The organism is Tepidisphaeraceae bacterium, assembly GCA_035998445.1.
GTDB lineage: Bacteria > Planctomycetota > Phycisphaerae > Tepidisphaerales > Tepidisphaeraceae > DASYHQ01.
This window is the reverse complement of sequence record DASYHQ010000061.1, coordinates 13,075-37,754: the sequence shown is the minus strand read 5'-3', so window position 1 is coordinate 37,754 and position 24,680 is coordinate 13,075. Positions and strand designations below refer to the sequence as shown.

Annotated in this window: 25 protein-coding genes; 8 read left to right on the top strand and 17 right to left on the bottom strand. The window is 65.1% G+C overall.

The annotated features are described in order from the left end of the window. Positions 1-44 precede the first annotated feature (44 nt). From VGN72_22595 to VGN72_22580, 4 genes are all read right to left on the bottom strand, one after another. Entirely contained in the window at positions 45-2,444 is a 2,400-nt protein-coding gene (locus tag VGN72_22595; GenBank protein HEV7302144.1) for a penicillin-binding transpeptidase domain-containing protein, read from the bottom strand. 166 nt (positions 2,445-2,610) lie between these two features. Then, entirely contained in the window at positions 2,611-3,138 is a 528-nt protein-coding gene (gene mreD / locus VGN72_22590) for a rod shape-determining protein MreD (protein HEV7302143.1), read from the bottom strand. A 173-nt stretch (positions 3,139-3,311) separates the two neighbouring features. Further along, a complete protein-coding gene (locus tag VGN72_22585) occupies positions 3,312-4,163 on the bottom strand; it encodes a rod shape-determining protein MreC (protein ID HEV7302142.1) in 852 nt (283 codons plus the stop codon). Between the two features lie 163 nt (positions 4,164-4,326). Further along, on the bottom strand, positions 4,327-5,382 hold the full coding sequence (locus VGN72_22580; protein HEV7302141.1) for a rod shape-determining protein: 1,056 nt from the start codon (positions 5,380-5,382) through the stop codon (positions 4,327-4,329). Positions 5,383-6,014: 632 nt separating this feature from the next. On the opposite strand from VGN72_22580, the gene VGN72_22575 reads away from it, so the two are divergent. Together VGN72_22575 and VGN72_22570 are read left to right on the top strand one after the other, a co-directional pair. Continuing rightward, positions 6,015-6,761: a hypothetical protein gene (locus VGN72_22575; GenBank protein ID HEV7302140.1), complete on the top strand. Its 747-nt coding sequence runs from the start codon at positions 6,015-6,017 to the stop codon at positions 6,759-6,761. 99 nt (positions 6,762-6,860) lie between these two features. After that, complete coding sequence (locus VGN72_22570; protein HEV7302139.1) at positions 6,861-8,048, top strand: FtsW/RodA/SpoVE family cell cycle protein; 1,188 nt, start codon at positions 6,861-6,863, stop codon at positions 8,046-8,048. 213 nt (positions 8,049-8,261) lie between these two features. On the opposite strand, the gene VGN72_22565 is transcribed toward VGN72_22570, so the two are convergent. Beyond that, on the bottom strand, positions 8,262-9,764 hold the full coding sequence (locus tag VGN72_22565; protein HEV7302138.1) for a hypothetical protein: 1,503 nt from the start codon (positions 9,762-9,764) through the stop codon (positions 8,262-8,264). 42 nt (positions 9,765-9,806) lie between these two features. Beyond that, entirely contained in the window at positions 9,807-10,283 is a 477-nt protein-coding gene (locus tag VGN72_22560) for a hypothetical protein (protein HEV7302137.1), read from the bottom strand. 275 nt (positions 10,284-10,558) lie between these two features. On the opposite strand from VGN72_22560, the gene VGN72_22555 reads away from it, so the two are divergent. The 4 genes from VGN72_22555 (at position 10,559) to VGN72_22540 (ending at position 13,226) form a co-directional block, all read left to right on the top strand. Further along, positions 10,559-10,936 (top strand): hypothetical protein, encoded by a 378-nt coding sequence (locus VGN72_22555; protein HEV7302136.1) that lies wholly within the window; start codon positions 10,559-10,561, stop codon positions 10,934-10,936. Between the two features lie 72 nt (positions 10,937-11,008). Beyond that, a complete protein-coding gene (locus tag VGN72_22550; GenBank protein ID HEV7302135.1) occupies positions 11,009-11,704 on the top strand; it encodes a prepilin-type N-terminal cleavage/methylation domain-containing protein in 696 nt (231 codons plus the stop codon). A gap of 12 nt (positions 11,705-11,716) precedes the next feature. Continuing rightward, positions 11,717-12,517 carry a DUF4198 domain-containing protein gene (locus VGN72_22545; GenBank protein HEV7302134.1) on the top strand — a complete coding sequence of 267 codons (801 nt, stop codon included), beginning with the start codon at positions 11,717-11,719 and terminating at the stop codon, positions 12,515-12,517. An 85-nt stretch (positions 12,518-12,602) separates the two neighbouring features. Beyond that, positions 12,603-13,226 (top strand): ATP-binding protein, encoded by a 624-nt coding sequence (locus VGN72_22540; GenBank protein HEV7302133.1) that lies wholly within the window; start codon positions 12,603-12,605, stop codon positions 13,224-13,226. Positions 13,227-13,285: 59 nt separating this feature from the next. Here VGN72_22540 and VGN72_22535 read toward each other — a convergent pair whose 3' ends face one another. Continuing rightward, on the bottom strand, positions 13,286-13,465 hold the full coding sequence (locus VGN72_22535) for a hypothetical protein (protein HEV7302132.1): 180 nt from the start codon (positions 13,463-13,465) through the stop codon (positions 13,286-13,288). Between the two features lie 248 nt (positions 13,466-13,713). Between VGN72_22535 and VGN72_22530 the strand changes: the two genes are divergently transcribed. Next, positions 13,714-14,469 (top strand): FKBP-type peptidyl-prolyl cis-trans isomerase, encoded by a 756-nt coding sequence (locus tag VGN72_22530; GenBank protein HEV7302131.1) that lies wholly within the window; start codon positions 13,714-13,716, stop codon positions 14,467-14,469. 305 nt (positions 14,470-14,774) lie between these two features. Here VGN72_22530 and VGN72_22525 read toward each other — a convergent pair whose 3' ends face one another. From VGN72_22525 to VGN72_22495, 7 genes are all read right to left on the bottom strand, one after another. Beyond that, entirely contained in the window at positions 14,775-16,208 is a 1,434-nt protein-coding gene (locus VGN72_22525; GenBank protein ID HEV7302130.1) for a hypothetical protein, read from the bottom strand. A 162-nt stretch (positions 16,209-16,370) separates the two neighbouring features. Beyond that, positions 16,371-17,864, bottom strand: a complete 1,494-nt coding sequence (gene argH, locus VGN72_22520; protein ID HEV7302129.1) for an argininosuccinate lyase — start codon at positions 17,862-17,864, stop codon at positions 16,371-16,373. A gap of 143 nt (positions 17,865-18,007) precedes the next feature. Next, the gene (locus tag VGN72_22515) at positions 18,008-18,268 is read right to left on the bottom strand and encodes a hypothetical protein (GenBank protein HEV7302128.1); all 261 of its coding nucleotides are present in this window, start codon (positions 18,266-18,268) and stop codon (positions 18,008-18,010) included. Then, positions 18,265-18,657 carry a hypothetical protein gene (locus tag VGN72_22510; GenBank protein ID HEV7302127.1) on the bottom strand — a complete coding sequence of 131 codons (393 nt, stop codon included), beginning with the start codon at positions 18,655-18,657 and terminating at the stop codon, positions 18,265-18,267. The genes VGN72_22515 and VGN72_22510 overlap by 4 nt, the downstream gene beginning before the upstream one ends. Before the next feature lie 113 nt (positions 18,658-18,770). After that, positions 18,771-19,124, bottom strand: coding sequence for a hypothetical protein (locus VGN72_22505; GenBank protein ID HEV7302126.1), 354 nt, complete (start codon positions 19,122-19,124; stop codon positions 18,771-18,773). A 69-nt stretch (positions 19,125-19,193) separates the two neighbouring features. After that, complete coding sequence (locus VGN72_22500) at positions 19,194-19,370, bottom strand: hypothetical protein (protein HEV7302125.1); 177 nt, start codon at positions 19,368-19,370, stop codon at positions 19,194-19,196. 193 nt (positions 19,371-19,563) lie between these two features. After that, positions 19,564-21,312: a phage portal protein gene (locus VGN72_22495; protein ID HEV7302124.1), complete on the bottom strand. Its 1,749-nt coding sequence runs from the start codon at positions 21,310-21,312 to the stop codon at positions 19,564-19,566. Between the two features lie 318 nt (positions 21,313-21,630). On the opposite strand from VGN72_22495, the gene VGN72_22490 reads away from it, so the two are divergent. Continuing rightward, positions 21,631-22,677 (top strand): SDR family oxidoreductase, encoded by a 1,047-nt coding sequence (locus VGN72_22490; GenBank protein HEV7302123.1) that lies wholly within the window; start codon positions 21,631-21,633, stop codon positions 22,675-22,677. A 379-nt stretch (positions 22,678-23,056) separates the two neighbouring features. Here the strand turns inward: VGN72_22490 and VGN72_22485 are convergent, their stop codons facing one another. From VGN72_22485 to VGN72_22475, 3 genes are read right to left on the bottom strand one after another with little or no spacing between them, the layout of a single operon-like run. Then, a complete protein-coding gene (locus VGN72_22485) occupies positions 23,057-23,383 on the bottom strand; it encodes a transcriptional regulator (GenBank protein HEV7302122.1) in 327 nt (108 codons plus the stop codon). Positions 23,384-23,430: 47 nt separating this feature from the next. Continuing rightward, entirely contained in the window at positions 23,431-23,865 is a 435-nt protein-coding gene (locus tag VGN72_22480) for a GNAT family N-acetyltransferase (GenBank protein HEV7302121.1), read from the bottom strand. 36 nt (positions 23,866-23,901) lie between these two features. Next, positions 23,902-24,651 carry a polysaccharide deacetylase family protein gene (locus VGN72_22475; GenBank protein ID HEV7302120.1) on the bottom strand — a complete coding sequence of 250 codons (750 nt, stop codon included), beginning with the start codon at positions 24,649-24,651 and terminating at the stop codon, positions 23,902-23,904. Between the last annotated feature and the right edge of the window lie 29 nt (positions 24,652-24,680).

The window sequence follows — 24,680 nt, the reverse complement described above, 5'->3', positions numbered from 1 at the left end:
GGGGTGCCGAATGGGAATCGCAAAGGGACCGCCCAAACCGCCGATCATCGCATCCCAATACCCGCGTCGATAGCGCCCCCCGGCAGGTAGCCGCGGGTCTGGCAGGCTTCAAGCAGGCGCCTGGCGATGTCGCCGGCGGCAAGGCCACCGGAGCCGCCGTACTCCACGAAAACGCAGAACGCGATCTTCGGGTTGTCATGCGGCGCGAAGCCGATGTACCACGCGTGCGAGAGCTTGTCGTTGTCCTCGCCACCCCCGCGATACCATGGCATGCCGTTGTCGAACGCCTTGGCCATCGGCTTGAAGTACTGCCGTTGGACGCGCCCCTTCTCATCGCGCAGCGGCTCGCGGGTCACCGGGTCGCGCAGTGGAACGTTGAACTCGCGGCCCGCCTGCGCGGACCCGGTCTTACCGGCCACCTTTAACTGGGTCAGCAGTTCCGGGTGCTTCTTGAACGCATCGTGGCCCGTGCCCGACAGGCGGTTCACGACGCGCATCATGCCCAACTTGGCCTCGGCCAGTGCCCCGGGCGACAGCTTCAGATCGACCTCGTCGGGACCATCCATCTTCGGCAGCGCATCGAAGCTGTTCTGTGTGGAAACCAACAGTGGGCGCTTCCACACACCGTCGCGCGCGATCGTCGCGGCCACGTTAGCCATCTGGATGGGCGTGGCGGTGATCTGTCCCTGACCGATGCCGGTGAACGCCGCCAGCAGGTGCGCGGTCTTCGGTTCGACCTTCTTCGGCCACGTGTCGCTCGGCAGCCACGTGAACGCCTCGGGCAGGCCGATGCCGGTCTTGCGGCCCAGGCCCCACCGCAGCATCCAGTCGCGCATCTTCGCCGGCCCCAACCGGTCGGCTGCAACTTCGAACCAGATGTTACAGCTGCGTTCGAGGCCGTCGGCGTAGGTCAGGAACCCGTCGCGGTTGCCGTGCTGTCCCACGTGCCGCGCCGAGCCACCGGGCAGCTGGTGATGGGCGACCATGTGGGGGTACTTCTTGCCGTACATGTTGGCCGTCCAACAGCGCCCGCTCTGGTAGCTCCACTTGCCCAGGGTCAGGTAACCGGTGCACTCGATGCCCTCGTGTACGCCGATCGCCCCTTCGGTGATCGCCGACAGCCCGACGACCGGCTTCACGGTCGACCCCGGCTCGACCGCCATCATCGTGGCGCGGTTCAACAGCGGGCGGTTGATCGCGTCGTCGTACCAGGCGTTGAAGTTCTCGTTGAACTCGTTGGGGTCGAACGACGGGTTGGACGCCATGGCCCGCACCTCACCGGTCGGCACGTCGATCACGATCGCGGCGCCGTACAACTGGGGCAGATCGCGCTCGCCGGCCAGCAGTTCGACGTTCACGTGCTTGAACAAACGCTGCAGGTCGGCCTGCAGGTCCATGTCGATCGCGAGGCGCACGTCCTTGCCCGGTTGGGGGTGGGCGTTGGCGGTGATCTCGTCATCGGCGTCCACGCGGCGCTCGATGCGCCCGCGCGTGCCGCGCAGCGCCGGCTCGCACATCGCTTCCAAGCCGGTCCGGCCGATTAAGTCGTTCGGGAAGTACTGCCGCAGCTCGTCGCCACCGGTGCCGCGGCGGTTCGGGTCGTTCTTGATGTCCTCGGGCCCCACGCGCGCCAGCCGGCCAACCAGGTGCGCGCCCACCTCGTGGAACGGGTAGTACCGGTTCGTGCTCGGCGACAGCGACAGGCCCGGCAGCGATTCCACGTCGCGCGCCAGCTCGGCGATGATGTGCGGGTCGAGCGCCCGCAGCACGACGTGCGGCTGTTCCTGCTCGGCGACCGTCATGATGAACTTGTCGACGTCCGGTGGCGTGGCGCTGGCGTCCAGCAGCCACTTCTCCCAGATGCTCTGGTTCTCGCGCAGCTTCTGCTGCTCTTCCTGTTCCTTGATCGCCTTGTGGTAGTTGTGATACCACAGGTACCGGCGGCGCATCTCGACGCGGGCGATGATCGACGTCCGCACCTCATCGATGCGTGCGACCGACTGCTCGCGCGTCTCGCTCGGCAGGCGCGACACGTCCGCCAGCCGCAGCCACATGCGCTCGATGTCGGCCAGCACGAACTGCACCTCGTCGTCCCGCAGCGACCGCCGGTCGGACAGCGAGGCCTTGCGGTACCCGTCCCCCATGCGCAGGCGCAACCGCTCGATCGCCTTGTTGGCGACCCACTTGGGGTCCGGCGGGCGCAACACGGCGCGGTAGTCGACCATCGCGTCGGTGCTGGCCACATCCTCGGCGACCGGGCGCCCCTTCACGTCCAGCAACCGCCCGCGCACCGTCTCCACCCACTGCGGCCGCTTCATCGCCGCCTCGGCGCGCTCGGCCCATTCGTCACCGTTGATCACCTGCAGGTGCGCAGCCCGGGCCAGCAGCACGCCGGTCATGGCAAACAGGATCAGCAGCACGACTTTCAGTCGACGTTCGAACATGGCTTATCAATGTCAGCAGCCGTGATCCGGTCCCCTCTCCCGGTACGCCGGGGGAGGGCTAGGGTGGGGGTGATTCGTTCTTTCGAAGGTTGTCAGCAGCTCGAAATCACCCCCACCCAACCTCCCCCGGCGTACCGGGAGAGGGGCCGGAGGCGGACTACTATTTCTACCTCATTCCCTTCCGGTTCGGTGTAAACGCAAACCCGCGCCTTATGCGTTGCAGCGGCCCGATCACGAACGGGGCGAGCAACGCGGTGTACATGACGGCCAGCAGCAGTTGCACAAGGCTGAGCCGGACGGCGATCGGGGACGGGTCGGCGGCGCTGCTGCCGGCCCAGATGATCGAGTGCAGCCAGAGCATCGCCGCCGTCACCACACCCCCCAGCGCCGCCAGCGACACATGGGTAAGCGGGTGCCCGCGGTAGACGGTGGTCTGCGTGTTGCTGAGGATCATCGCCACCACCCCGTACGCCATGCCGTACAACCCCGGCGGTTGCTGCGACATCAGGTCCTGCAGGACGCCCATGCTGAAGCCACCCAACAACGCCGCGTCGCGCGGCGCGTTCACCGCGATAAAGACGACCGCCAGCAGCACGAAGTTCGGCTGCGCCCCGTTCCACTCCATGTACCGCCCCAGCCCGACCTGGAGGCCCAGGGCGAGGTAGGCCAGCAGGATGTAGGGGACGAGACGCATAGGGGAACCAGTACGAGGAAGCTTCCGCGGCCGTGATCCGGCCCCTCTCCCGGTACTCCGGGGGAGGCTGGGTGGGGGTGATTCGTTCTTTCGAGAGTCGTCAGCAGTTCGAAATCACCCTCACCCTAACCCTCTCCCGGCGTACCGGGAGAGGGGACCCGATCGCCATCTCCTCACAACTCCTTGTTCATCACCATCACCTCGCGCAACCGCGACAAGGCGGCTTCCGGCTCCACGTGGATCTCGGCGTGCAACGCGGCGCTGGGCAGCGGGTTGATTGCGACGATCTTGCCGATCAGGCGGCCCTGCAACGGTTCGGGCCACTTCACGTCCTCCAGCAGCACCCAGTCGCCGATCTTCACCTGGCGATCTTCGACTTCCTTCATGTAGAGGTTGGTGATCGTCAACCGGTTGCGGCCAGCCCCCACCAGCACGGGTGGGGTCGTGTTGATGCGGTTGAGCACCTGGCCGCCGTTGGGCGTCGCCTCGTACCGGCAGAACGCGCCGCTGAGGGCAAAGCCCTTGTCGGTGATGAGTCGCGCCTGTGCCCCGGCGGCCCCGGCGTTGGTGATGCGCCCCGCGACCGAAAAGCCGTACAGCACCGGTTGCTCGGTCGCCAGGCCATCACTGCTGGAGCCGCTGAGCGACAGCGTCTGCCGGGCCGCCAGTGGATCGCCACCGACGACCCGCACCGGCGTGCAGTACTCGCGCACCGACCCGAGCAACGCCCGGTCGGTGTTGATCTTCTTCAGCAGGTCGAGTTGCCGCACCTGGTAGACCAGTTCCGCGCGCAGCGCCTCGTTCTCGGCCTTCACGTCTTCTTCCGTCCGCTCGTCGGTCGATTCCTTGCGATCAAATCGTTCTCGAAACCACGCACCAAAAGAGCTGGCCGGCCGCGACACCGGTGCGAACAAGCCCGCCAACTGTGGGCGCCGTGGCGTCGTCTGTCGTGGAAAGAGAAACGCGGTGACGAAGCTGACGAGCATCAGCGCGGTGAAGACGTGTTGGAACTTCAGCTGTTTCATCGCGTCGGAGTGGGAAGGCAATCCGCGGCTTGCTCTGGCCCCTCTCCCGGTACGCCGGGGGAGGCTGGGAGGGGGTGATTGGTTCTTCCTGAACCGTCAGCAGGTCAAATGCACCCCCACCCTAACCCTCCCCCGGCGTACCGGGAGAGGGGACCCGACGCCGCTACATCTCGTCGGCGTCGCTTTCCATGGTGTCTTTCCAGAGTTCCAGATTTTCCAGGTACACGCTCGTGCCGCGGGCGACGCAGGTGAGGGGGTCTTCGGCCAACTTCACTTCCAAGCCGGTCGCGTTGCTGATGACGGTCGTGAGGCCACGAAGCAGCGAGCTGCCGCCGGCCATCGTGATGCCGTTGTCGACCAGGTCGGCGGCGAGTTCGGGCTCGGCCATTTCCAGGGTGCGGGTGACGGCCTCGATGATGGCGGTGACCGGTTCCTGCAGCGCCTCGCGGATCTCTTCCGACGTCACCGACGTCTTGCGCGGCAAACCGCTGATCATGTCGCGGCCGCGCACTTCCATGCTGGGCTCGTCGTCGCTCAGTTGGGCGGCGGAGCCGATCTCGATCTTGATGCGCTCGGCCATCTGCTCGCCGATCGCCATGTTGTAGGTCTTCTTCATGTGCGCGACGATCGCGTCGTCAAAGTCGTCGCCGGCGGTGCGGACGGACTCCTTCACGCTGATGTCGGCCAGCGAGATGATCGCGACCTCCGTCGTGCCGCCACCAATGTCGACGATCATGCTGGCGGTCGGTTCGGTGACGGGCAAACCCGCGCCAATGGCGGCGGCCATGGGTTCCTCAACGAGGTACACCCGGCGGGCACCGGCGCGCTCGGCGCTATCGAGCACCGCGCGTTTTTCGACGGCCGTGATGCCCGAGGGAATCGCGATGACGACGCGCGGCCCGATGAAGTGCTTACGGCCATGCACCCGGCGGATGAAGTAGGCGAGCATCGCCTCGGTGACTTCGAAGTCGCTGATCACGCCGTCCTTAAGCGGGCGGATCGCGGTGATGCTGCCGGGCGTCTTGCCGAGCATCTCCTTGGCGACCAAGCCGACCGCGTTGCCGTTCTGCAGCACGCGGTTCGTGCCTTTTTTCACGGCGACGACGCTCGGTTCGTTCAGGACGATGCCTTCGCCCTTCACGCAGACCAGCGTGTTGCAGGTGCCAAGGTCGATCCCCATGTCGATGCTGAACATGCCCATCAGGCCATCGAAGATCACAAGCCATCTCCCGTAAGGGGCATCAACCGCACCGGCATCGGCCACCCTCCAAACATCGAAAAGTGACGCTCGCCACAGACGCGATGCATCGCCGGGCAATTAAAAAGGATTCATCGGGACGTGCGCCGAAGCGTGCCTGCTCGCCGATCGCCAACTTCGCAATGCCCTTTGGCCCGCAAAGCCCACGACGGCAAAACAGCCCGTTTTCAGCGAGAAACCAGCGGTTTCCCGATCCATCGGGAACCCGGACGTCCATTCAATCCCTAACCGCCTAACGCATGTACGTCAGCCGGTGCCCGGTCGTGCGTTAAAATACAGGGACTGTGAGGGGGATGCAAACCAGACGGAGGGTCGCCGAGCCGCGCCGAGGCTGTGGCCCGCGATGTTTCAGAAGCGGTATCAGCCACCTCCTCTTTTCGCCGCAGGAGCGCAGCTCCGGGCTTTTCGTCTGACGAGATAACGAAAAAGCGAGAAGCTGCTCCTGCGGCGAAACGTGGAAGGCAGCTTCGGTTCGGTGACCGCGCCCGGGTCGCGTCTGAATAGGGGATCGGCAAGTCCGACTCGGTCGATATTGCCTGCGGCAGACGGGCAATATCATCCGCCTGCCTTTAGAATGCCGCCGGACCCTTCACATGAGCAACATGACCCTCGATATCCTTCCCCCTCCCCCGCGGCCCCTGTCGTCCGAGGTTCGGGCCCGCGCCACCACCGAGCCCCGCGTGCGCGGGTGGTGGCTGGCGATCATCGGCATCGCGCTCGTGGCGGCCTACTTCGCCTACGGGCAGGTGAACGCGTGGCGCAAGGAAAACCAACTGCTGACGGTCGGCGTACCGGTCGACGCGGTGGTGCTGTCGTCGTTCGACAACCTCTCCGTCGCCGGCACCAAGGTGCCACCGGAGACGACGGTGAACCTGACGTACGAGTACGAGGGTGTCACACACAACGTGATCGGCCCGCTGTTGGGGCGCGTCGAGCCAATCGTCATCAAGAGCACGGTGCCGCTGCGCATCGATCCGAAGAACCCCAAGCTCTGGACCGGCCGCACGCAGCCCAGTTCCCTGGCCGCCGCGCTGGTGGCGGCGTGGACGCTGGCGCCATTGGCACTGCTGAGCTTGGCCGGTGGCCTTTGGACTCGCCGACAGTTGCTTTCGCTGTACCGCGATGGCCAACCCAGCACCGCCAGCGTGGTGGAGGTTCGTCATGCCGCGCTGGCGCCCGCGTCTCAGCTCGTCCGCTGTACGCTGACCGACGGTGGCGACAATCGCGTCGCCAGCGTTTACCTGCCCAGCGGCCACCCCTCCGTGTCGGCCGGCGACGAGGTCCCCGTCATCCACAAAGGCCCCGCCCGCATGGTGGCCGCGGGATGGTTCCATCGTTGATGAAGGCATGAAGTGGACAGTGGATCGTGGGCCGTGAAGACGGCCACACGTCGATCCGCCTTTCACCGGCCACTGTCCACCGCCCACTGTTATCAACCCATGAACGCCCTCTGGAAACAACTTGCGATCGCGACCAACTGGCCGGTGCTGGCCGCCACGGCGGTTCTGGTGGGCATGGGCGTGATCTCGATCTGGGCCGACGACAACGCCGACGGGCGCAAGCAGCTGCTGTTCATCTTCATCGGGCTCGGCGTGATGGCGGGCATCCAGATGATCAACTATCAGATCCTCGGGCGCCTCGCGTGGGTCTTCTACGTCGTCAGCATCCTGCTGGTCGGCTACACCGTCCTGGGCTCGGTCCTCGGCACCGGCCGGCAGGGTGACACCCCGCTGCCGCTCATTCGCAACGTGAAGGGCGCCTACAACTGGATCAACTTCGGCACGTTCAGCCTTCAACCGGCCGAGCTGATGAAGATCAGCTTTATCCTCGTGCTGGCGCGCTACCTGCGGTTCCGCAGCAACTACCGCACGATTCCCGGGCTCATCCTGCCGTTCACGATCGCGCTGATCCCGCTGGGCCTTATCCTGAAGCAGCCGGACCTCGGCACGGCGTTGGTCTTCATCCCCTGCCTGTTCGCGATGCTGTACGCCGCTGGCGCGAAGTTTCTGCACCTGCTGGCCGTGGTGGGCATCGGCTTTGCGATCGTGCCGTTCGCCTGGTTCAGCGGGCAGAAGGAGATCCCGATCTTCCGCCACATGCCTGCGATCGTGAAGGAGTACCAACGCGCCCGCGTCTACGCGATGTTCAGCAGCGACCCCAAGACGCTCCAGGAAACTGGCTTCCAGCAGGAACAAGCCAAGATCGCCCTTGGCAGCGGTGGTGTGGCAGGCAAGGGTTTCGGCGAGATCCCGATCGGCCGGCGCGTGCCGGAAAGCCACAACGACATGGTCTTCGCGCTCGTCGGCGAACAGTTCGGCTTCTTCGGCAGCGCCGTGCTGCTGGGGGCTTACATCGTCTTCTTCACCGCCGGCATCGAGATCAGCGCGTCTACCAAAGAACCGTTCGGTAAGCTGGTATCGCTGGGCATCGTGACGATGCTGGCCGGCCAAACCTTCCTGAACCTGGCCGTGGCGACCGGCATCTTCCCGGTTACCGGAATTACATTGCCGTTCGTCAGCTACGGGGGCAGCAGCCTGCTGAGCAGCTTTATCGCAGCTGGGTTTTTGCTGAACATCGGTCAGAACCGACCCATGGTGATGGCGCGCACCGCGTTCGAGTTCGATTGAAAGCACCCGACAGCGCGCGAGACGCACGCATCAAGTCTTCTGTAAGACAGGCATTCCTGCCTGTCTCTCTTCCTCTCCCCCCGTCTTCTGTGGAACAGACATTCTTGTCTGTGTCTCCCCCCGGCTTTTCTCTTTTCACTGGTGTATGTGGCGGAAGAACTGGTCGCTAAAGCGACCAGTCCGGTTTGCTTCCCAAAGAACTTATCGACTTGTTTACACGACGACCGTCGTCCCCGCATGCCAGGCGCCCGGGCTGCTACCCAGGAACGCCTCCGGCTTCTTGCCCGTCTGCTTCTCGTACTCGGTCATGATCTCCGCCAGCACCGCATCGGCGCGGTCGCTGATGTCGCAGAGGATTGCAACGGCGCCGCCACTTCCCCCACCCGTAATCTTCGCGCCATAAAGACCTTCAGGCTCGCGGTCGCGGGCGAGTTTGACGAGCAGGTCGCACTCGTCGGCGCCCAGCATCGCGTCGTTCGTGTACGACAGATGCGACGCGTACATCAGGTGGCCGGCCTTATCGAGCAGCAGCTTGCGCGACGGGTCGGTCGCGGACATCGCCGCGGCCTGCTGCAGGAAATCAGTGAAGTTGCGCACCCGGCGGGCCTCCAGCACGTGATGGTCGGTGGCGTGCTGCACGTGGTAGTCGACGTCGGGCTCGACGCGGGTCGCGGTGTCGATCGTGCTGCCGTACTTGGCGATGAAGGCGTCGCCGTTGACGAGCTCGGGGATGAACGGGCGGAAGAGGCGTTTGTAGTCGTCGGGGTCCAGATTGGCGAGGTAGCCGTTCATCGGGTCGCCGACCAGCGTCTTGCCGGCCGCGGCGCCCATCTCGCGCATTTTTTCCAGGATGATCTTGTGGCCCATGAACGCCGCGCAGCGCGTCTTGCCGTACATGCCACCGCCCACGCTGTGCTTCACGTTGCTGTTGATGCCCACCGCCCGAATGCCCTGCGGCAGGAAGAGCGGTTCCTGAATTTCGTGTGGCTGGCAGACCATGCGCAGCAGCGCGCCTGACTCGCCGTAGCAACTGCTGACCTGATCCATTATGCCGCAGGGCGCGCCCACCACGCGGTTCTCGACCGCCTGGCACATCGCGGCCAGCTTCATCGGGTCGATCGTCTTGCAGTTGGCGATCTGCAACCGGTTGCGCTGCGGCACGCCGGGCGTGCCGTCGATGCCGAAGTGGGCGCACAGGTTCATCATCGTCGCGACTTCAATCGCCGCCGAGCTGCTGACACCGGCACCCAGCGGCACGGTGCTGAGCAGCGCGAGGTTCAAACCCTTGATGCCCGGGTCGGCCAGATTTACGTATCCCTGCTCGTGCAGCAGGAACAGGCACCCGACGAGGTAACCCGCCCACCCGCGCCCCGGCTCGGCAAACTCGCGCCGAAGCGTGGCGAGGTCGCCGGTGGCAAGCGAATCGAGCGGCACGCGCAGCGTGAACGGGCGGTGCTCGTCCAACAGGTTGAAGCTGAAGACCTGCACCTGCCGATCGTCGCGTTCGCTTAGCGCCACCGCAGCGGCACGGTCGAGCGTGGCCTCGCACACCAGGCTGCCGGTGTAGTCGGCGATGCCCCCCATCACGTCCAGCCGCCCCGGCGCACGGCTGATGCGCACCGGCTTGCCGGCGGGAAATTCGGCCGACAACTCCTGCCGCAGGCGGGACAACAATGTTGGGACGGGTTCGAGGTTGAGCAGGTTGGGGAGAGTCATAGGACCTGTGTCTTCAGTCGAAATCTCGTATGCCGCTGGTGATCAATCGCGGCGTTGCAGGACGATCTGGTCGCGCAGCCGTCCACCGTTGTCCAGCGTCACCTCGGCCGACAGCACACTGCTGGAATACGAGTCGATCTGCGGGAACGGCAGCTGGAACGCGTAGGCCGACCCGATGCGCCGCCAATGTTCGCGTTGTTCCTTGAGCGTGCGGATCGACATTGTCCAGGTCTGCAATGGCTGGCCGCGCGGGTCGGCGTTGTACCGGCGAAACTGGAACAGTTCGAAGACGACCTGCCCGCTGGCCTTGATCGGGTCGCCGAACTGGTCGGTCAGTTCCACCAAGGCTTCGATGCCGTCCGGGCTGCCGTCGTTGGTCCAGTCCTTGGCGCCGGTGAAGATCGGGTGGACGCGCATGCCGGTCGCGCGAAACAGGTCCCCCCGCCCGCCCGCGGCGCGCGGCGACGACTTGCACGAGCACAGGCAGAGCGACAGCAGGACCACGCACAGGAGACGCATGGGCGCCAGCGTAGAGGTGACGGAAAAGCGTGTCAAACCGTTCCTCCTGAACCCCCGAGGGCTTGCCGATTCAGCGGCACGTTCCATTGCTGCCCCACATGAAAGTTTCGTCATCCTGAGGTACTCCGAAGGATCTCTTCGTCTTCAACTGGGGACAGACACCATGACTCGCAGTGCTTGAAGACGATGTTATCGAGCTTTTCACGCATCGCAGAACGCCTGAAGGCATTTTGCCGCTTTGACAGGCTGCCGCGCCGCATTAGGTTGTAGCCCTAGTGCGCTCCCGCGGCCTACGCATCTTCATTCTGCTTTACGTCAGCGTCTGGTTCGGCGCGATCGTGCCCGGCCACACGCGCGGCATCGTCAAGATGCCGGGCAGTGGCGGTGGCGGTGGCGATGCGCCCGGACGCGTTTCATCGGATGCCGGCTGCTGCGCGACCCACGCGCCGGCCGACGACCAGAAGCAGTCCCCCGTCAAACCCGCGTGCGCCGTCTGCTACTTCGCCGCGGCGCTGATGGTCGCACCGCCCGCGACGTTCGACTTTGCTCAGCTCGGCCTCGTTGGCTCGCTGGCGCCGCCCGTTATCGATCGCATCGTCTGCCCACCAGCCCACCAGCCCTACAGCGGCCGCGCCCCACCGGTCACTGCCTGACCCATCCGCCCGCCATTCCGCGGGCGCGTCTCGACACAATTCAACCTGTCCCCCATCAACGGGAGCTTCATCATGAAGACCGTTCCGTACTCGCGTGCGTTCACGCTGGTCGAACTGCTTGTGGTCATCGGCATCATCGCGCTGCTCATCGGCATCCTCCTGCCCTCGCTGAACGCCGCCCGCAGCCAGGCACGGGCCGTCGCCTGTATGTCCAACGTTCGCCAGATCGCCACTGCGGGCATCATGTACGCCCAAGACACAAAGCGTTACGTCGCCTTCGTGCCACCGATCGGTGCCACGCCCGCGAAAGACCGTAAGGAACTGCTTTACCCCTACCTGCGCCAGGGGAAGGACAACACCGACAACGTGGGCAACCAGGTCTGGCACTGCCCTTCAAACGATCGCGTGGACGTCGAGGCCAGCTACGGCTTCAACGTCACGCTGAACGGTGTTCGGCTGAACAAGATACGGATGTGGAGCGAGGCCGTCGCTCTGTGTGACGCCGGCCTTGCTGACCAGCCCGCAGGCAACCCGTCGTTGGCAACTCACTGTTGGCCACCGGGTCGGGCGGCGACCGCGTCATCCTGTCGGCCCAACCACAGGCGGCACCCGAAGCAGATGGTCACGGTCGGCTTCGTCGACGGTCACGCCGAGCGCCTGCCGATGCGATCGCCATTTTACCCGGGCTCGGTCGGCACCTACACGCCCAACGGCATCATCGACCCTGCCCATCCCAATTACACCGACTCGCTCTGGGACCTGAACTAAAGGACATCACACATGAACCGCTCACTGCTCATCACGCTGCTGATCACGCTCTCGCTCGCCTCGCTTGTCGCCCACGCGCACGATACCTGGCTGCAGACCAACGCCAACCTCGTGCGCGTCGGCGACGTGGTCCACGTCGATTTGATGCTCGGCAATCACGGCAACGACCACCGCGACTTCAAGCTGGCCGGCAAGGCGTCGCCCCAGACGATTGCGCTGAACGTCATCGGGCCCGACGGCCAGTCGCGCGACCTGAAGCCATCACTGACCGACCTCGGTTACGCCCCCAAGGAAGGCTACCACACCGCGCGCCTGCAGACCGACCAGCCCGGCATGTACACGATCGTGCAGACGAGCGACGCCGTCGTGAGCTACGCGCCGCTGCGGTCGATCAAGAGCGGCAAGGCGTTCTTGGTCGCATCGAAAAGCCTCGACAAGCCGCCGGTCGACAACCCCGGCTTTGATCGCGTGCTCGGCCATCCACTGGAACTGGTGCCGCAGACGAACCCCGTCACCCCGATGGGCCCCGGCACCGCGATCACCGTTCGGCTGCTGTACAAGGGCAAGCCGCTGCCCGATACGAGGGTGTCGTTCATCCCGCGCGGTCACACGCTCGCCAGCGGGTTCGACGACAAGTTCGAGCGCAAGACCGACGCCGGAGGCGACGCCACGTTCGAGCCGACCGACGGCAACTACTACCTGATCGTCGCCCACCACGCCGACGATGACAAAGGGGAGGGCTACGACGGCACGAAGTACTCCGCGACCATCGGCCTGTACGTGCCGGCCGTCTGTCCGTGTTGCGGAGAATAGCGTCATGCAGCGCAGCCCGGTGCCGGATAGCTCGCCGGCCCGGTCGCTTTAGCGACCAGGGGCATGTCGTTATAGTGCGCCCCAGATGACCCCCGCGACACCGATCGTGCAACGCATCGTGTTAACGGGTGGCCCCGGCGCGGGAAAATCGGTCATCTCAAGCCATCTCGCGACGGCCCACCCCGATCGCTTCGTGCGCGTGCCAGAGGCGGCCACGCAGGTGTACGACCGCCTGCAGACGCGCTGGGACAAGCTGGACCTGCCCGGCCGGCGCGACGTGCAGCGGCAGATTTACCGACTCCAAGTCGAACAAGAAAACCGCACCGCGGCTGAGCATCCACAGAAGGTGCTGCTGCTCGATCGCGGCACGATCGACGGCGCCGCCTACTGGCCGGAAGGAGCCGAGGCGTACTGGCAGGACCTTGGCACCACGCACGCGCGCGAGCTGAATCGCTACGACGCGATCATCTGGATGGAGACCGCTGCGGCGCTTGGCCTTTACGACGGTGACGCGAGCAACACCTGCCGCTTCGAGGACGCGCCGGCGGCCGTGGCGAGCGGAAAGGTGCTACTGAGCCTTTGGGGCGGGCACGCGAACTTGAAGCATGTCGGCGCATTCGCCAATCTGGCAGACAAGATTGCCACAGTCGACGAAGTGCTGACGAAGTTGACGCAAGGCGCGGGCGATAAGACGGGCTCACTGAAGTGAGACCGCCGCGCAGCGACGAAGGGAACTACGTCACACGGATCGCGCCAGGGGGAGCCGCGTCACTTCGATTTCGATTTACTCTTGGACTTGGATTTGGCCTTTTTCGTCGCGTCCGTGGGTTTGCAGCTGCCCTTGGTACCGGGCTTTTTGCCGGGGGTGGGCTCGTAGCCCTTCCAGCATCGGTCGCCCTGCCGCTTGTTTCGCTCGGCCTGCGTGGCCGCGGGTTTCGTCTTCGCCATGTGCGACTCTCCTTGTTCCCACGCGTCGTGCAAACCCGGGACCGAGGGATTTTCGCTTTCCCTGAAAACTCCCTTCACCAGCAAACAAGAACGCCCCCTCCTCCGGCGCGGCGGGCTCACTTCAATCAGCCCGTCCCCCTAACCTCGCGCCTGGCAACGGCACCTGGCCTATGATGAATTTCCAGTTTGAGGGGTTGCGTGCACAGGTCACCTGCGATTAGCGTGGCCGGACTAACGAGGTGCCGAAGATGATGAGCCGACCGTTGACCACCGTTGCAGTACTGTTCCTGGCCGCCACCGCGACCGTCGCCATGGGCCAGACGACCACGCAGGCCCCTGCGACCACGTCGCCCACGACCGGCCCGGCCGCCACCACCCAAGAGACCATGAAAAACGACCTCAACGACGCCAGTTACGGCATTGGCTACAGCATGGGCCAACAGCTCGCCCAGGCCCCCTTCAAGCTCGACGTTGACCGCATCGTCGAAGGCCTGCGCGACTCGGTCGGTGGCAAGGCCGCCGCCGTGCCCGAACCCCAGTTGCGCGCCGCCATGCAGCGCCTGCAGGAACAGGCCGCCACCGCAGGCGAGGCCAACGCCAAGGCCCAGGGCGCCGCCAACGCCGAGGCGGGTGAAGCCTTCCGCGCCGCCAACGCCAAGAAGCCCGGCGTCACTACCACCGCATCTGGCCTGCAGATCGAGAAGACCACCGAAGGGGACGGCGCCTCGCCCAAGCCCACCGACACCGTCAAGGTCCACTACACCGGCACGCTCATCGACGGCACGAAGTTCGACAGCTCCGTCGACCGCGGCGAGCCGATCAGCTTCCCCCTCAACGGCGTCATCCCCGGTTGGACCGAAGGCCTCCAGCTCATGAAGGTCGGCGGCAAGGCCAAGCTCGTCATTCCCCCGGCCCTCGGCTACGGCGCCAGTGGCCAAGGCCCCATCCCGCCGAACGCCACGCTGGTGTTCGACGTGGAACTGCTGGGGATCGAGAGTAAGTAACGGACCCGTCGGCACTCGGCCGTTCGCACAACGGCCGCCCACGACAGTTCGATCATCCTGCCGCGGGCGTGTGACAACACACGCCCGCGGTCGCTTTTATCGTGGCATGGGCGTCCTCGTCCATGCGTTTGGACTGGAACGGGAAACGGGATTGATTGGCCGCTGCGCCGACCGAGCGGCATCCACCAATTAAATCTCTTGGCCTCACAACGAGCATGGGCGAGACGCCCATGCCACGGCCGGATCCCAGTCCCGTCGTTCGCCGACACGTCTCCCGATCCTGTCGGCCGCGGCCGAAATCCAAACTACGGCCGCCAGGTCAACGGGATGTCCGAGTTGGCAACGCCCTTACTGGCCGGCAAGTGCTGGCGAACGTGAGCGTTCACATCGAACACGACGACCTCGCCCGGCCCGGTCATCACGTTCAACGGCGTTACGACCATCGCGATGTACTTGCCGTCGGGCGAGAAGACCGGCACCGATTGCGGCTCGGGATCGCCCGTGGTCGTCCACACGGGCGCCCAGCCCGTGCCATCGGTGCCCACCACGTACACGCCGCGACCCGACACGTACGCCACGCGCTTGCCGTCCGGCGACACCGTGGGCGATCGCGCCCACCAGTCGGGGGCGCGTTCCTCCTCGTTCTTCGGGGCATCGCGCAGATCGATGCGCGTCACCTCGCCCGACTTCACGTTGCCGATGAACAGGCCGTCGTCCGACCATTTTCCGGTCAGCAGCAGGTTCCCATCGGGCATGAACGCCGCATCATCGTAGGCCCAGAACCTCGCGATCTGTTGACCGTCGATCGAGTAGATCAGCGTCGCGACATCGCGCGGCGACCAGTCGTCGGTCGGGTCCTTCCGCAGCGTTGTCGTCAGCACGATCGACCGGCCGTCACGCGCGACGTTGAACTCGGCGATCTCGTCCTCCTGGGTAAGCTCGATCAGCTTCTTCCCGCTGGCATCGGTGACGCGCAGCACGCGCATGTCCACGCGGTCGACGACCGTGCCGTTGTCCGCCACGCGGCCCTCGGTGATGTCGCGCGCCAATACGTCCGGCTTACTGGCGTTCACGTCACCGGCCAGGTTCAGCGAGAAGAGCGTCGTCGGCTTCATCATGTCTTCGCGCTGGCCGAAGATGAGCGAGCCCTCCAGTTTGAGCGGCTCCTTCGCCAGCACGGCCCGACCGCGGTCGGCGACGGGGTCGGCGATGTGGTCGACGAGCGTGATCGGCTTCATTGTGCCCGCGAGCCGCCACTGATCGGGCTGGTCTTGCGGGATTTCGATCTTGCTGAACGTCATCATCACGACGCGCCCTTGGCCATCGCCGATGATCGCGATGGGCTTGTCGGCCGTCACCTCGACCTCGTGCTCGTCCTTCTGCACGATATCCACCGCGAGCGCGTTCAGGTCGGGCGCCCCGTCGTAGAACCGCACGTGGGCAGCCCGCAGGACGGGAATGGGGTGCTCGATGCGCGCCCAGAGGCGCTGTTCGACCCCGCCGGTGACGGCGTTGTTCCACGTGGCGACCGACATCGGGCGCGTGGGGATGACGCTGAACTCGATGCCAATCGGTTTCTCGTCGGTTTCGCCGTGCGAGTTGCGTTCGATCTTCGCGTCGGTCACCTTCCCATCCCAATCCAGCCGCTGGTGGGCCGCCAGTTCGAACGCGATCTCGTTTGCCTGCACCAGTGGTGAAACCGTCATCATCACGACCGCAATAAACATCCTGCCGAACATGCGTACCTCTTTCTAGCGACCAACTGAATGGACAGTTCACACGACAGAAGGGTTAGTCGGTGCGGAGCGATACTCAATACAACAAAACCGAAAACGGGTCGCCACCGCGTCGAAGATGCCAGGGCGGGGCTGAAGCAAATTGTCGCGTGCGTGGCCCTGTTCTTACACCCCGAGCCGTTCCTTCCATGCCTTCAACTGATCCTCGAACGGCTTGCCCCCTGCTGCGCCGGCGCTTTGGTAGCGTTTGACGACGTTGGCGGCACCCAGGCAGGTGTAGACGTCGTCCGTCACGCGCGCGTCGCTCTTGGTCGATTCGATCACCTCGTTGAACGCCTCAACCGACAGCTGCCCCAGCGCGTGCTTGCCTTCCTTCTCGCACCGCGCCACGAGCGTGCCGACGATGTGGTGGGCCGTGCGGAACGGGATGCCCTTCGTCACGAGGTACTCCGCGAGCGACGTCGCATCGAGGAACCCCTTGTCGAGCGTGGGCTCGATGCGTTCCTTGTCGAACGATGCGCTGTTCACAATGGCCGCCGCCATGGTGAGGCACTGGCTGACGGTGTCGTAGGCGCGGAAGACGATGCGCTTGTCCTCCTGCAGATCGCGGTTGTAGCCGATGGGCAGGCCCTTCAGGATCGTCATGAGCGCGAACAGATCGCCGTAGACGTTGCCGCACCGCCCGCGGATCAGCTCGAGCATGTCCGGGTTCCGCTTCTGCGGCATCATCGAACTGCTGGTCGTATACCGATCGGCGATCTTGATGAACCCGAACTCGGTCGTCATATAAATGATCCACTGCTCGGCCCAGCGGGAAAGGTGCTGGGCGATCATGGCGCAGGCGTAGACGAAGTCGCAGGCCGCGTCGCGGGAGGCAGTGCGCTCGATGCTGTTACCCGGGGGGCCGTCAAACAGTACGAATCGTTCGTTCTCCTCCCACCCGCCGGCTTCTCCTGCAAAAACGGCCTCGTTCAATGCCTCTACCGTTTCCACCGGTGCCAACGGCAGTGATGACCCTGCGATCGCACCGCTGCCGAGCGGGCACTCTTTCATGGTTTCCTGTAACAACGTGCCGAGCCGCGACCGATCCGCAGCAAACATGCTCGCCCAGGCAAGCGCCTCAGCGCCGGCGGAGATGGGTTGCGCTCGTTGAAGATGGGTGAACGCGGGAAGCACGACGTCGGGTGACTTGTCGGCCAGCGAAACGAATGTCAGGCACAGCGATCGCAGGCTCGAAGACAGATCGTCATTCGCCTTGATCAACCACATCGCCAAATCGGTCGCCACCTGATCATTTCGACTCCGCCCGGTATGCAGCTTCCGCCCCGGCTCGCCGATGCGTTCCGTCAGCGCGCTCTCCACGCACATGTGGATGTCTTCCAGTTCCGGCTTGAACCCCTTCCACCGCGGCCCGTCCTTGTAGATCTCGGCCTCGATCTCCTTCAGGCCGACGAAGATCGCTTCGCGGTCAGCGGCGGTGATCAGGCTGACCTTTTCCAGCATCGTCGCGTGGGCGATGCTGCCGGCGATGTCGACCTTGTACAGCCGCCAGTCGTAGCTCATCGATTCGACGAACTGCTGCGCGATGGCGTCGGTCGCCTCGCCAATGCGGGCCTGCCAGGACTTCTCTTGTTGCGGCTTCTCGGGGGCGTTGCTCATGGCGGGCATTGTAGTGACTGGCCCCCCGGACTCACATAGCCGCCGGCTTGCCGGTGGTCTTCTGACTTCGTCTCAGAAGAGAAGACCACCGGCAAGCCGGCGGCTATATAGAGTCGTTCGACGTCGCGCTGGCGCGCGTTCGATTACGAGCCCAACAAACCGCGCAGGAACCGGTGCACCACCCGCCCCACCAAATCCCCCAGCGCATCCGCCGCCAGCCCCGCGGCGGTGGCGTGGGCCATGGCCTGTTGATACTCCGGGTCGTCGTGCAAGCTGGCGACGGCGGATTCCAACAGTAGATCATCGTGCAGGATGGCGGCCAGGCGCGGGTGCTCGGCGGCGAAGGTGGGCCATTCCTTCGAGATCGCCTGCTCGACCAACGGGCGAACGTTCAGCGTGTTCATTTGCTCTGCTCCGGTGAAAGGTGCTTCTCGAGGCGCAGCCGCGCGTTCTGCAGGCGCTGCAGTTCCAACAGCGCCGCCTCGGCGGCCTCCACGTTGCGGGCCGCAGCGCTGGCGGCGCTCGTGCTGGCGGCACGCTGCTGGGCCAACGCGTCTAGCCCGGCCGAGTAAGCCTTGCGATGTTCGACGATCCAGTCCGGCGACAGTTCCGCCGCCTCGCGCACGTCGGTGTCGAACGCGGCGTCCAACTGCTTCCGCTGCAGTTCCGTCAACCGCCCCGCCAGCGCCGCATGATCGGCGTGCACCGCGCGCAGCAGCGTCAGTCCCTTGCGCGCCTGATCCGCCAGCGCGATCTCCGTCCGCGTGTACGCCACGCAACCGGTGATCAACAAGGACGACGCGTGAAGAACGAAGGCTGAAAGCAGACGCCTTGACGTGCGCATGCGGCCGGCCCCGTTCCTTCTTGCCTTTCCTTCAGACCTCAGCCTTCTCACTTCATCCTTCTTCATGACCCCTTCCTTTCCAGCTCGTGCAACAGCTGCTCCTGCGTGACGGTGAGCCGCGCAAGCGCGTCGGCGTTCTGGCGGACGACGCGGAACCGGCTGGCATGGTCGACCACGAAGCTCGTGTCGGCAGTGGCGCTGGTGAAGGTGGCGTCGTTCACGCGATCGGTGTTGGGCAGCAGCTCGTCCTCGAGCCACTCGTGCACGGTCGACCGCGCCACGCGCGCCGGGTCGCCGACCGCGTCCAACAATGGCGTCTCGTGCGGGCTGGCCAGCGCAACCAAATCGCTAATGTCCTCGGCGATCTCGGGCAGGTTCGCGCCGGCGGTGTACGTTGCTTTTCCAGTAAATGCCATGGGAATCTCCTGTGGGTAAGGTGGAATTCGGAAATCGAAAGTTGAAATTGCTGCACGCAACCGCGACCGCTAGCGCAGGGCGCGCCGCAGACGCAGGTACTCGATGAGGTACCGCCGATCGTGCGTCACGGTCAGCTCGTTGGCCAGGCGTTGCAGCCGCGCGTGGGCATCGGCGCCCTCGCGAACGACTGGCCGATCGGCCGGGGGTGGCGCATCGACGGTGATGGACTCTGGGGCGTTGGGCATGGAAACCTCCTGAGAAAGTGAATGTTGCAGTCAAGCGATCGTGAGCTTCTGGTCCCTCTCCCATGTACTCATGGGAGAGGCCAGGTGAGGGTGATTTCAAACTGCTGACGGTTCTCGGCAGCACAAAAGGCACCCTCACCTAGCCTCTCCCGGCGTACCGGGAGAGGGACCGGAGTGTGCTGCGTCGGCGAGCTCAATATCCCAGCTCCCGCAGCACGGTCGTCGGTGGCACGCCGACGCGCAGCTTGGCTTGCGCCTGCTCCAGCAGTTCGGATTCGTTCTGCGGAATCGGGCTCGGCCAAGTCAGCTCGACGCGGCGTTCCTGTGGCGTGGTCTTGAAGATGCCGGCGACGTCGAGCCACGCGAGCGACAGCTCGCACATGCGCTCGATCGCGGTGCCGTAGGTCGTGCGCTTCTTCTCCGTGCGGTTCAGCAGCGCCTGCAGCGTGATGCGCAGCGCCGCGGCACTCGTGAGCCGTCCGATGCGCCCCTTGATGGCCCCGGCGGCGATCGGGGTCACGCCGCTGGTCTTGTCCAGCGCCTCGCGCACCTCGGCGATGTGGGCGTCCTCGCTGGGGCAGGCGGCGTCTCCGCCGAACTCGATCACGTTGGCGTCCATGTTGTCGGTCGACCACATCCGCCCGGGCGTCACCGCCAGGTCACCGAATCCCTCGATGCCTTTACCAAGGTACATCTTGAAGCTCTGCAGCGTGATGCGATTGGCACGGTCGCTCAGGCGCGTGTTCAGCTCGTCCTGTAACGGCACCAGTGGTTCGACGTCGCTGGCGCCCTCGTATGCGAACGGCTCGGCCACGTTCTGCACGTGCACCAGTGGCACGATGCCCAGCGCGTTGATGCCCGACGCCACCAGCCGTTCGTCCTCGTACCGCTGCCAGTGCGTCGGCGTGATCAGGTCGATGATCAACGCGTCCTGCTCATCCCCCACCGCGGGTGGCGCGTCCTGCGGGTCGCGTGCGCCCATCAGCCCGACGGCCGACCGCTTCACGCGATCAATCCAGCGCGCCTTGTACGCCCGCTGCGGTTTATCCGTCGTGATGCGCGGCGCGTGGTACGCCTGTGCGTACGCCTGCACCACGCGCACGTCCGTGTCGGCTAAGACGGGCAGGGCCCGCGCCGGTTCGACGATCTCCAGCCGAATGACCCGGGCGATGTGCATCAGCACATCGGGCGACACCGCTTGGGTCGCGTGCCGGGCCGCATCGGAAGCAGCATCGTCGACAACCGTCGCGAGCCCCGTGACGGGCAGCGTGGTGGCGGGCGCCGGCTCGTCCACCGGCGTGATGGTGGACGAGTCAGCCGATGCGGACGACGGCGCGTCCGCGGCAGGAGATTCGTTGGTTGCGCGATCGTCGCACGTGGTGCCGTGCCCCAGGTCGCCTGTGCCGCACATCGACAGTGCCGCCAGCGCGTCGGCCGGGATCTTCTGCGTGCGGTCGAGCTTCACCAGCACGTCGACGAAGCCGTACACCCCGCCCAGCAGCGCGATCTGCTGCAGGAACGACACGCCCCCGTTCTGCGCCACGATGAGGCGCAGCAGCTCGCTGATCATCTGGCGACGATTCGGGTCGGGCGCCAGCGACGAGATGCCCAGCGGCTTGCCGAACAGCGAGTCGACCATGGTGTCGACGCGCCAGCCGATGTCGTTCTCGACCACGACTTCCTTGCGTGCCACGCCGTCAACCTGCTGCGATTGATCGGGATCGGTCGCGCTACGCACGCCGGTGATGCGCGACGGCAGGCCCCACTCCTGCGCTTGCCGGTACGGGCGATGCGAACCGTTGTCGTCGGCGTCGACGGCGACCACGCGCATCGGGTTGCGGTAGTACGCCCACAACCGCCGATACCGCGGGCCGTCAATCGCGAGCAGCCGCTGGGTGCCGTCGCGCAGACGTTGTTGGAGGACCTTTGGGTCTGGGATCATGCTTGCTCCGGGTTGTTGTTGTTTGGGTGTCATCACAACCTGCCGGAGGTGTTGCGCACGGGGCGTCAGAATCACGTGATGGGCAACGGAAATGGCTGGATTTGTGGGACGAATCGAGGATGAATACACCGATTTTTCTTTGTTCGACGCGCTGGTGAAGTGATGCGAACGCGCAACGGTCCGTTTAACGGCGATGAACCTGTCGAGTCTGCTTCTCGGTGTGATGCCGGTCGCGTTGCGAGCTTGGTTGGTCCCAATCTTGCTGTTCGATAGGTTCCGGATTGGAACGCGCCTTCATCTTGAGAAAGGAATTTACTCATGACCCCGATACTGAAACCCCTCGCGCAGCAAACGATGGTCATCACCGGCGCCTCGAGCGGCATCGGACTCAGCACGGCCCGCGCGGCGGCGAAGGCCGGGGCGAAGCTGGTGCTGGCGGCTCGCAGTGACGATGCGCTGCAGCAGCTGGTCGAGGAGATCAACGGTAGTGGCGGCACCGCGACCCACGTCGCGGTCGACGTGGCCGACGAGGGCGAACTGCGGACGGTCGCCCAGGTGGCGATCGAACGGTTCGGTGGCTTCGACACCTGGGTGAACAACGCCGGCGTCTCGATCTACGGCCGGTTGGACCAGGTGCCGATGGACGAGTTCCGCCGACTGTTCGACACGAACTTCTGGGGCGTGGTGAACGGATCGCTGGTGGCGATGGAGCATTTGCGCAACCGCGGCGGCGGTGGCGCGATCATCAACATCGGCAGCACGCTCAGCGATCGTGCGATCCCGCTGCAGGGCATGTACTGCGCGAGCAAGCATGCGGTGAAGGGGTTCACCGATGCGCTGCGCATGGAGATCGAAGAGGCGGGCGCGCCGATCTCGGTGACCCTGATCAAGCCCGCCGCCATCGATACGCCGTACACGCGGAACGCGAAGAACTACCTGTCGGAAGCGCCGACGAACCCACCCCCGGTCTACGCGCCGGGCGTGGTCGCCGAGACGATCTTGTATGCCGCCACGCACCCGGTGCGCGACCTGTTCGCCGGCGCCGGTGGAAAGATGATCTCAGCCATGGGCAGCTGGGCGCCGCGGTTGACGGATCGGTTCATGGAGAAGGCCATGTTCAAGCAACAGCACAGCGGCCGGCCACCGCGCGACCGGTCGCAACACGCGCTGGACCGCCCGAGCAACGACCTGACCGAACGCGGCGAGTACGACGGCCACGTCGCCAAGATGAGCTTCTACAACAAGGCCGAGATGCACCCGTTCCTGTCCGGCGCATTAATGGCCGGCGCGGGACTGGCGATCGCGGCACTGGTGAGCGGGGAGACGAAACGCCCAATGCGTAAGCGCCACGCGCGGATGTGGTAGTCAGTGGAATATTTCCACTCCGGTCCCTCTCCCGGTTCTCCGGGAGAGGTTAGGCGAGGGTGCCTTTCGAATGACGGGCAACGCCGCGGGAATGACAATCCATGTCATCCCGAGCGGAGCCTAAGGCGACGGGAGGGATCTCCCAAGGCCGAGAACCTTCCGTGGTTCGAGATCCCTCAGGTCGCTACCGCTCCCTTCGGGATGACAAGTGAGCGCCATGCGACAAGATTCAATCCGCTAGCCTTCAGGCTCCCATCAGGATGACATGGTCGGCGAGACGCGCCACCGGCATGAACCAACGTAAACAAACGACACCGGCCCAGTCGCTCAAGCAACCGGGCCGGTATCGTTATTCAATTCCCGAATCCGTACGAACCAATTACGCCGCCAGATTCTGCGTCTCGACCGGCTGGGGCACGATGCGTCGGTGGCTGATCGCGGCCAATACCCGGCGGGCGTGGACTTCCAGCGCCCTACGCCCATCCGGCGTCAGGCAGTAGCACGTCACGGGCTTGCCGGCGCGGAAGCTCTTGTCGACCGTCACCAGGCCGGCGGTCTGCAGGCGCTTGGCGTGGCTGGCGAGGTTGCCGTCGGTCAGGCGGGTGCGCTGGCGAAGCGCGACGAACTCCTGCCGTTCGTCGACCGCCAGCGCGGTGAGGATCGACAGGCGGCCAGGGTTCGCGACGAGCGGGTCGAATGAGAGCATGTTCTGTTTATCGGACGAACGCCTCGCCAATCTTGAGCGACTCTGCCTCACAAATCCTTTCGCATGCGAAAGTGCGGCCCGGCCGTGGGGATGTGGAATTCGTCCGAGATCACGCGCCAACCCTGGCGCTGGTAGAACGGCACCGCAGGCGTGCGGGCGTTGCACCAGAGCAGGGTAACGCTGCGGTCGCGGAGCTGCCCTTCCATGAACGCCAGCACCGCCCGGCCGAGGCCGGCGTTCTGCCAGGCGCCGTCGACCGCCATGCCACGCAGTTGCCATGCGGGCTCGGTGTCCAGCGGGCACGGCGTGAAGGTGGCGCAGCCGACGACGACATCACTCGCTAAAGCCGCGGCGTGAAGGGTATGCGGGTTGGCGTCGATCTCGAATTTGGCAGCCTCGCGCGGCAATCCCTGCCGCAGCATGCGATGCCGCAGGTCGATAATCTCATCCGCCGTTGCGGTGCGGACGGTGAATGCTGGCATCGTTCGTGTTGAAGGGGTTCCGTCGGCCATTGCGTCTCAGTGGTGCACTGCGGGCGAAGCCGTCGCGGCACGGGCCGTGCGCACGTGGGCACCCACCGCGGCCACCGTGTCGGTCCAGAGGTCGGCCTCGCGCTCGCGCACGTACTGCAGCAGCGCGTCCAACACGTCGGTATCCAGGCTCAGGCGGTCGTTCGTTCCTACATCATGGGCGGCAAGGATGCCCCAACTGCCCGAGTCGATCGTCTGATCAACGATGGCCTTCACCTGCGGCCAAGTCAGCTTATCAATCCCGGTCGATCCCACGGCGGCCAAGTCGCACAGATCGGGATGATTGGACCATTCCACGCGATACGTTCGGCCAATCGTGAACCGCTCGGCCACCAGCGGCACGTAGCTGCGCCGTTCGGTGCCCATGCCCACGAACGACTGGCCGCACGGGTAAGCGAACGTGGTCGGTGTGACGCCGACCAGTTGCTGGATGGCGGCGGTGGCGTCGTCCAATTCTTTGGCCATGCGATCCAACGTATAGGTCTCTAAGCCGTTCTTCCGCGAGAACGGAAAGTTGAAGCTGCACGGGTGGCTCATCGTGTGGTTGCCGATCTCGTGCCCCGCCGCCACGGCCTGGTGCCAGCGGTCGAGGCGTTCTTCCATCAGCCAGGTGCTGATGTAGAACGTGGCGCGAACGCCGTGGCGGTCGAGGATGGGGAAGCCATTGTCGGGCTGACTGGGGCGCGCGTCATCGAAGGTGATGCTGAGCGCGGCCTTACGGTTGCCTGGGAAGATCATGTCGGGCTCCTGCGCGTGCGAAACTGCGG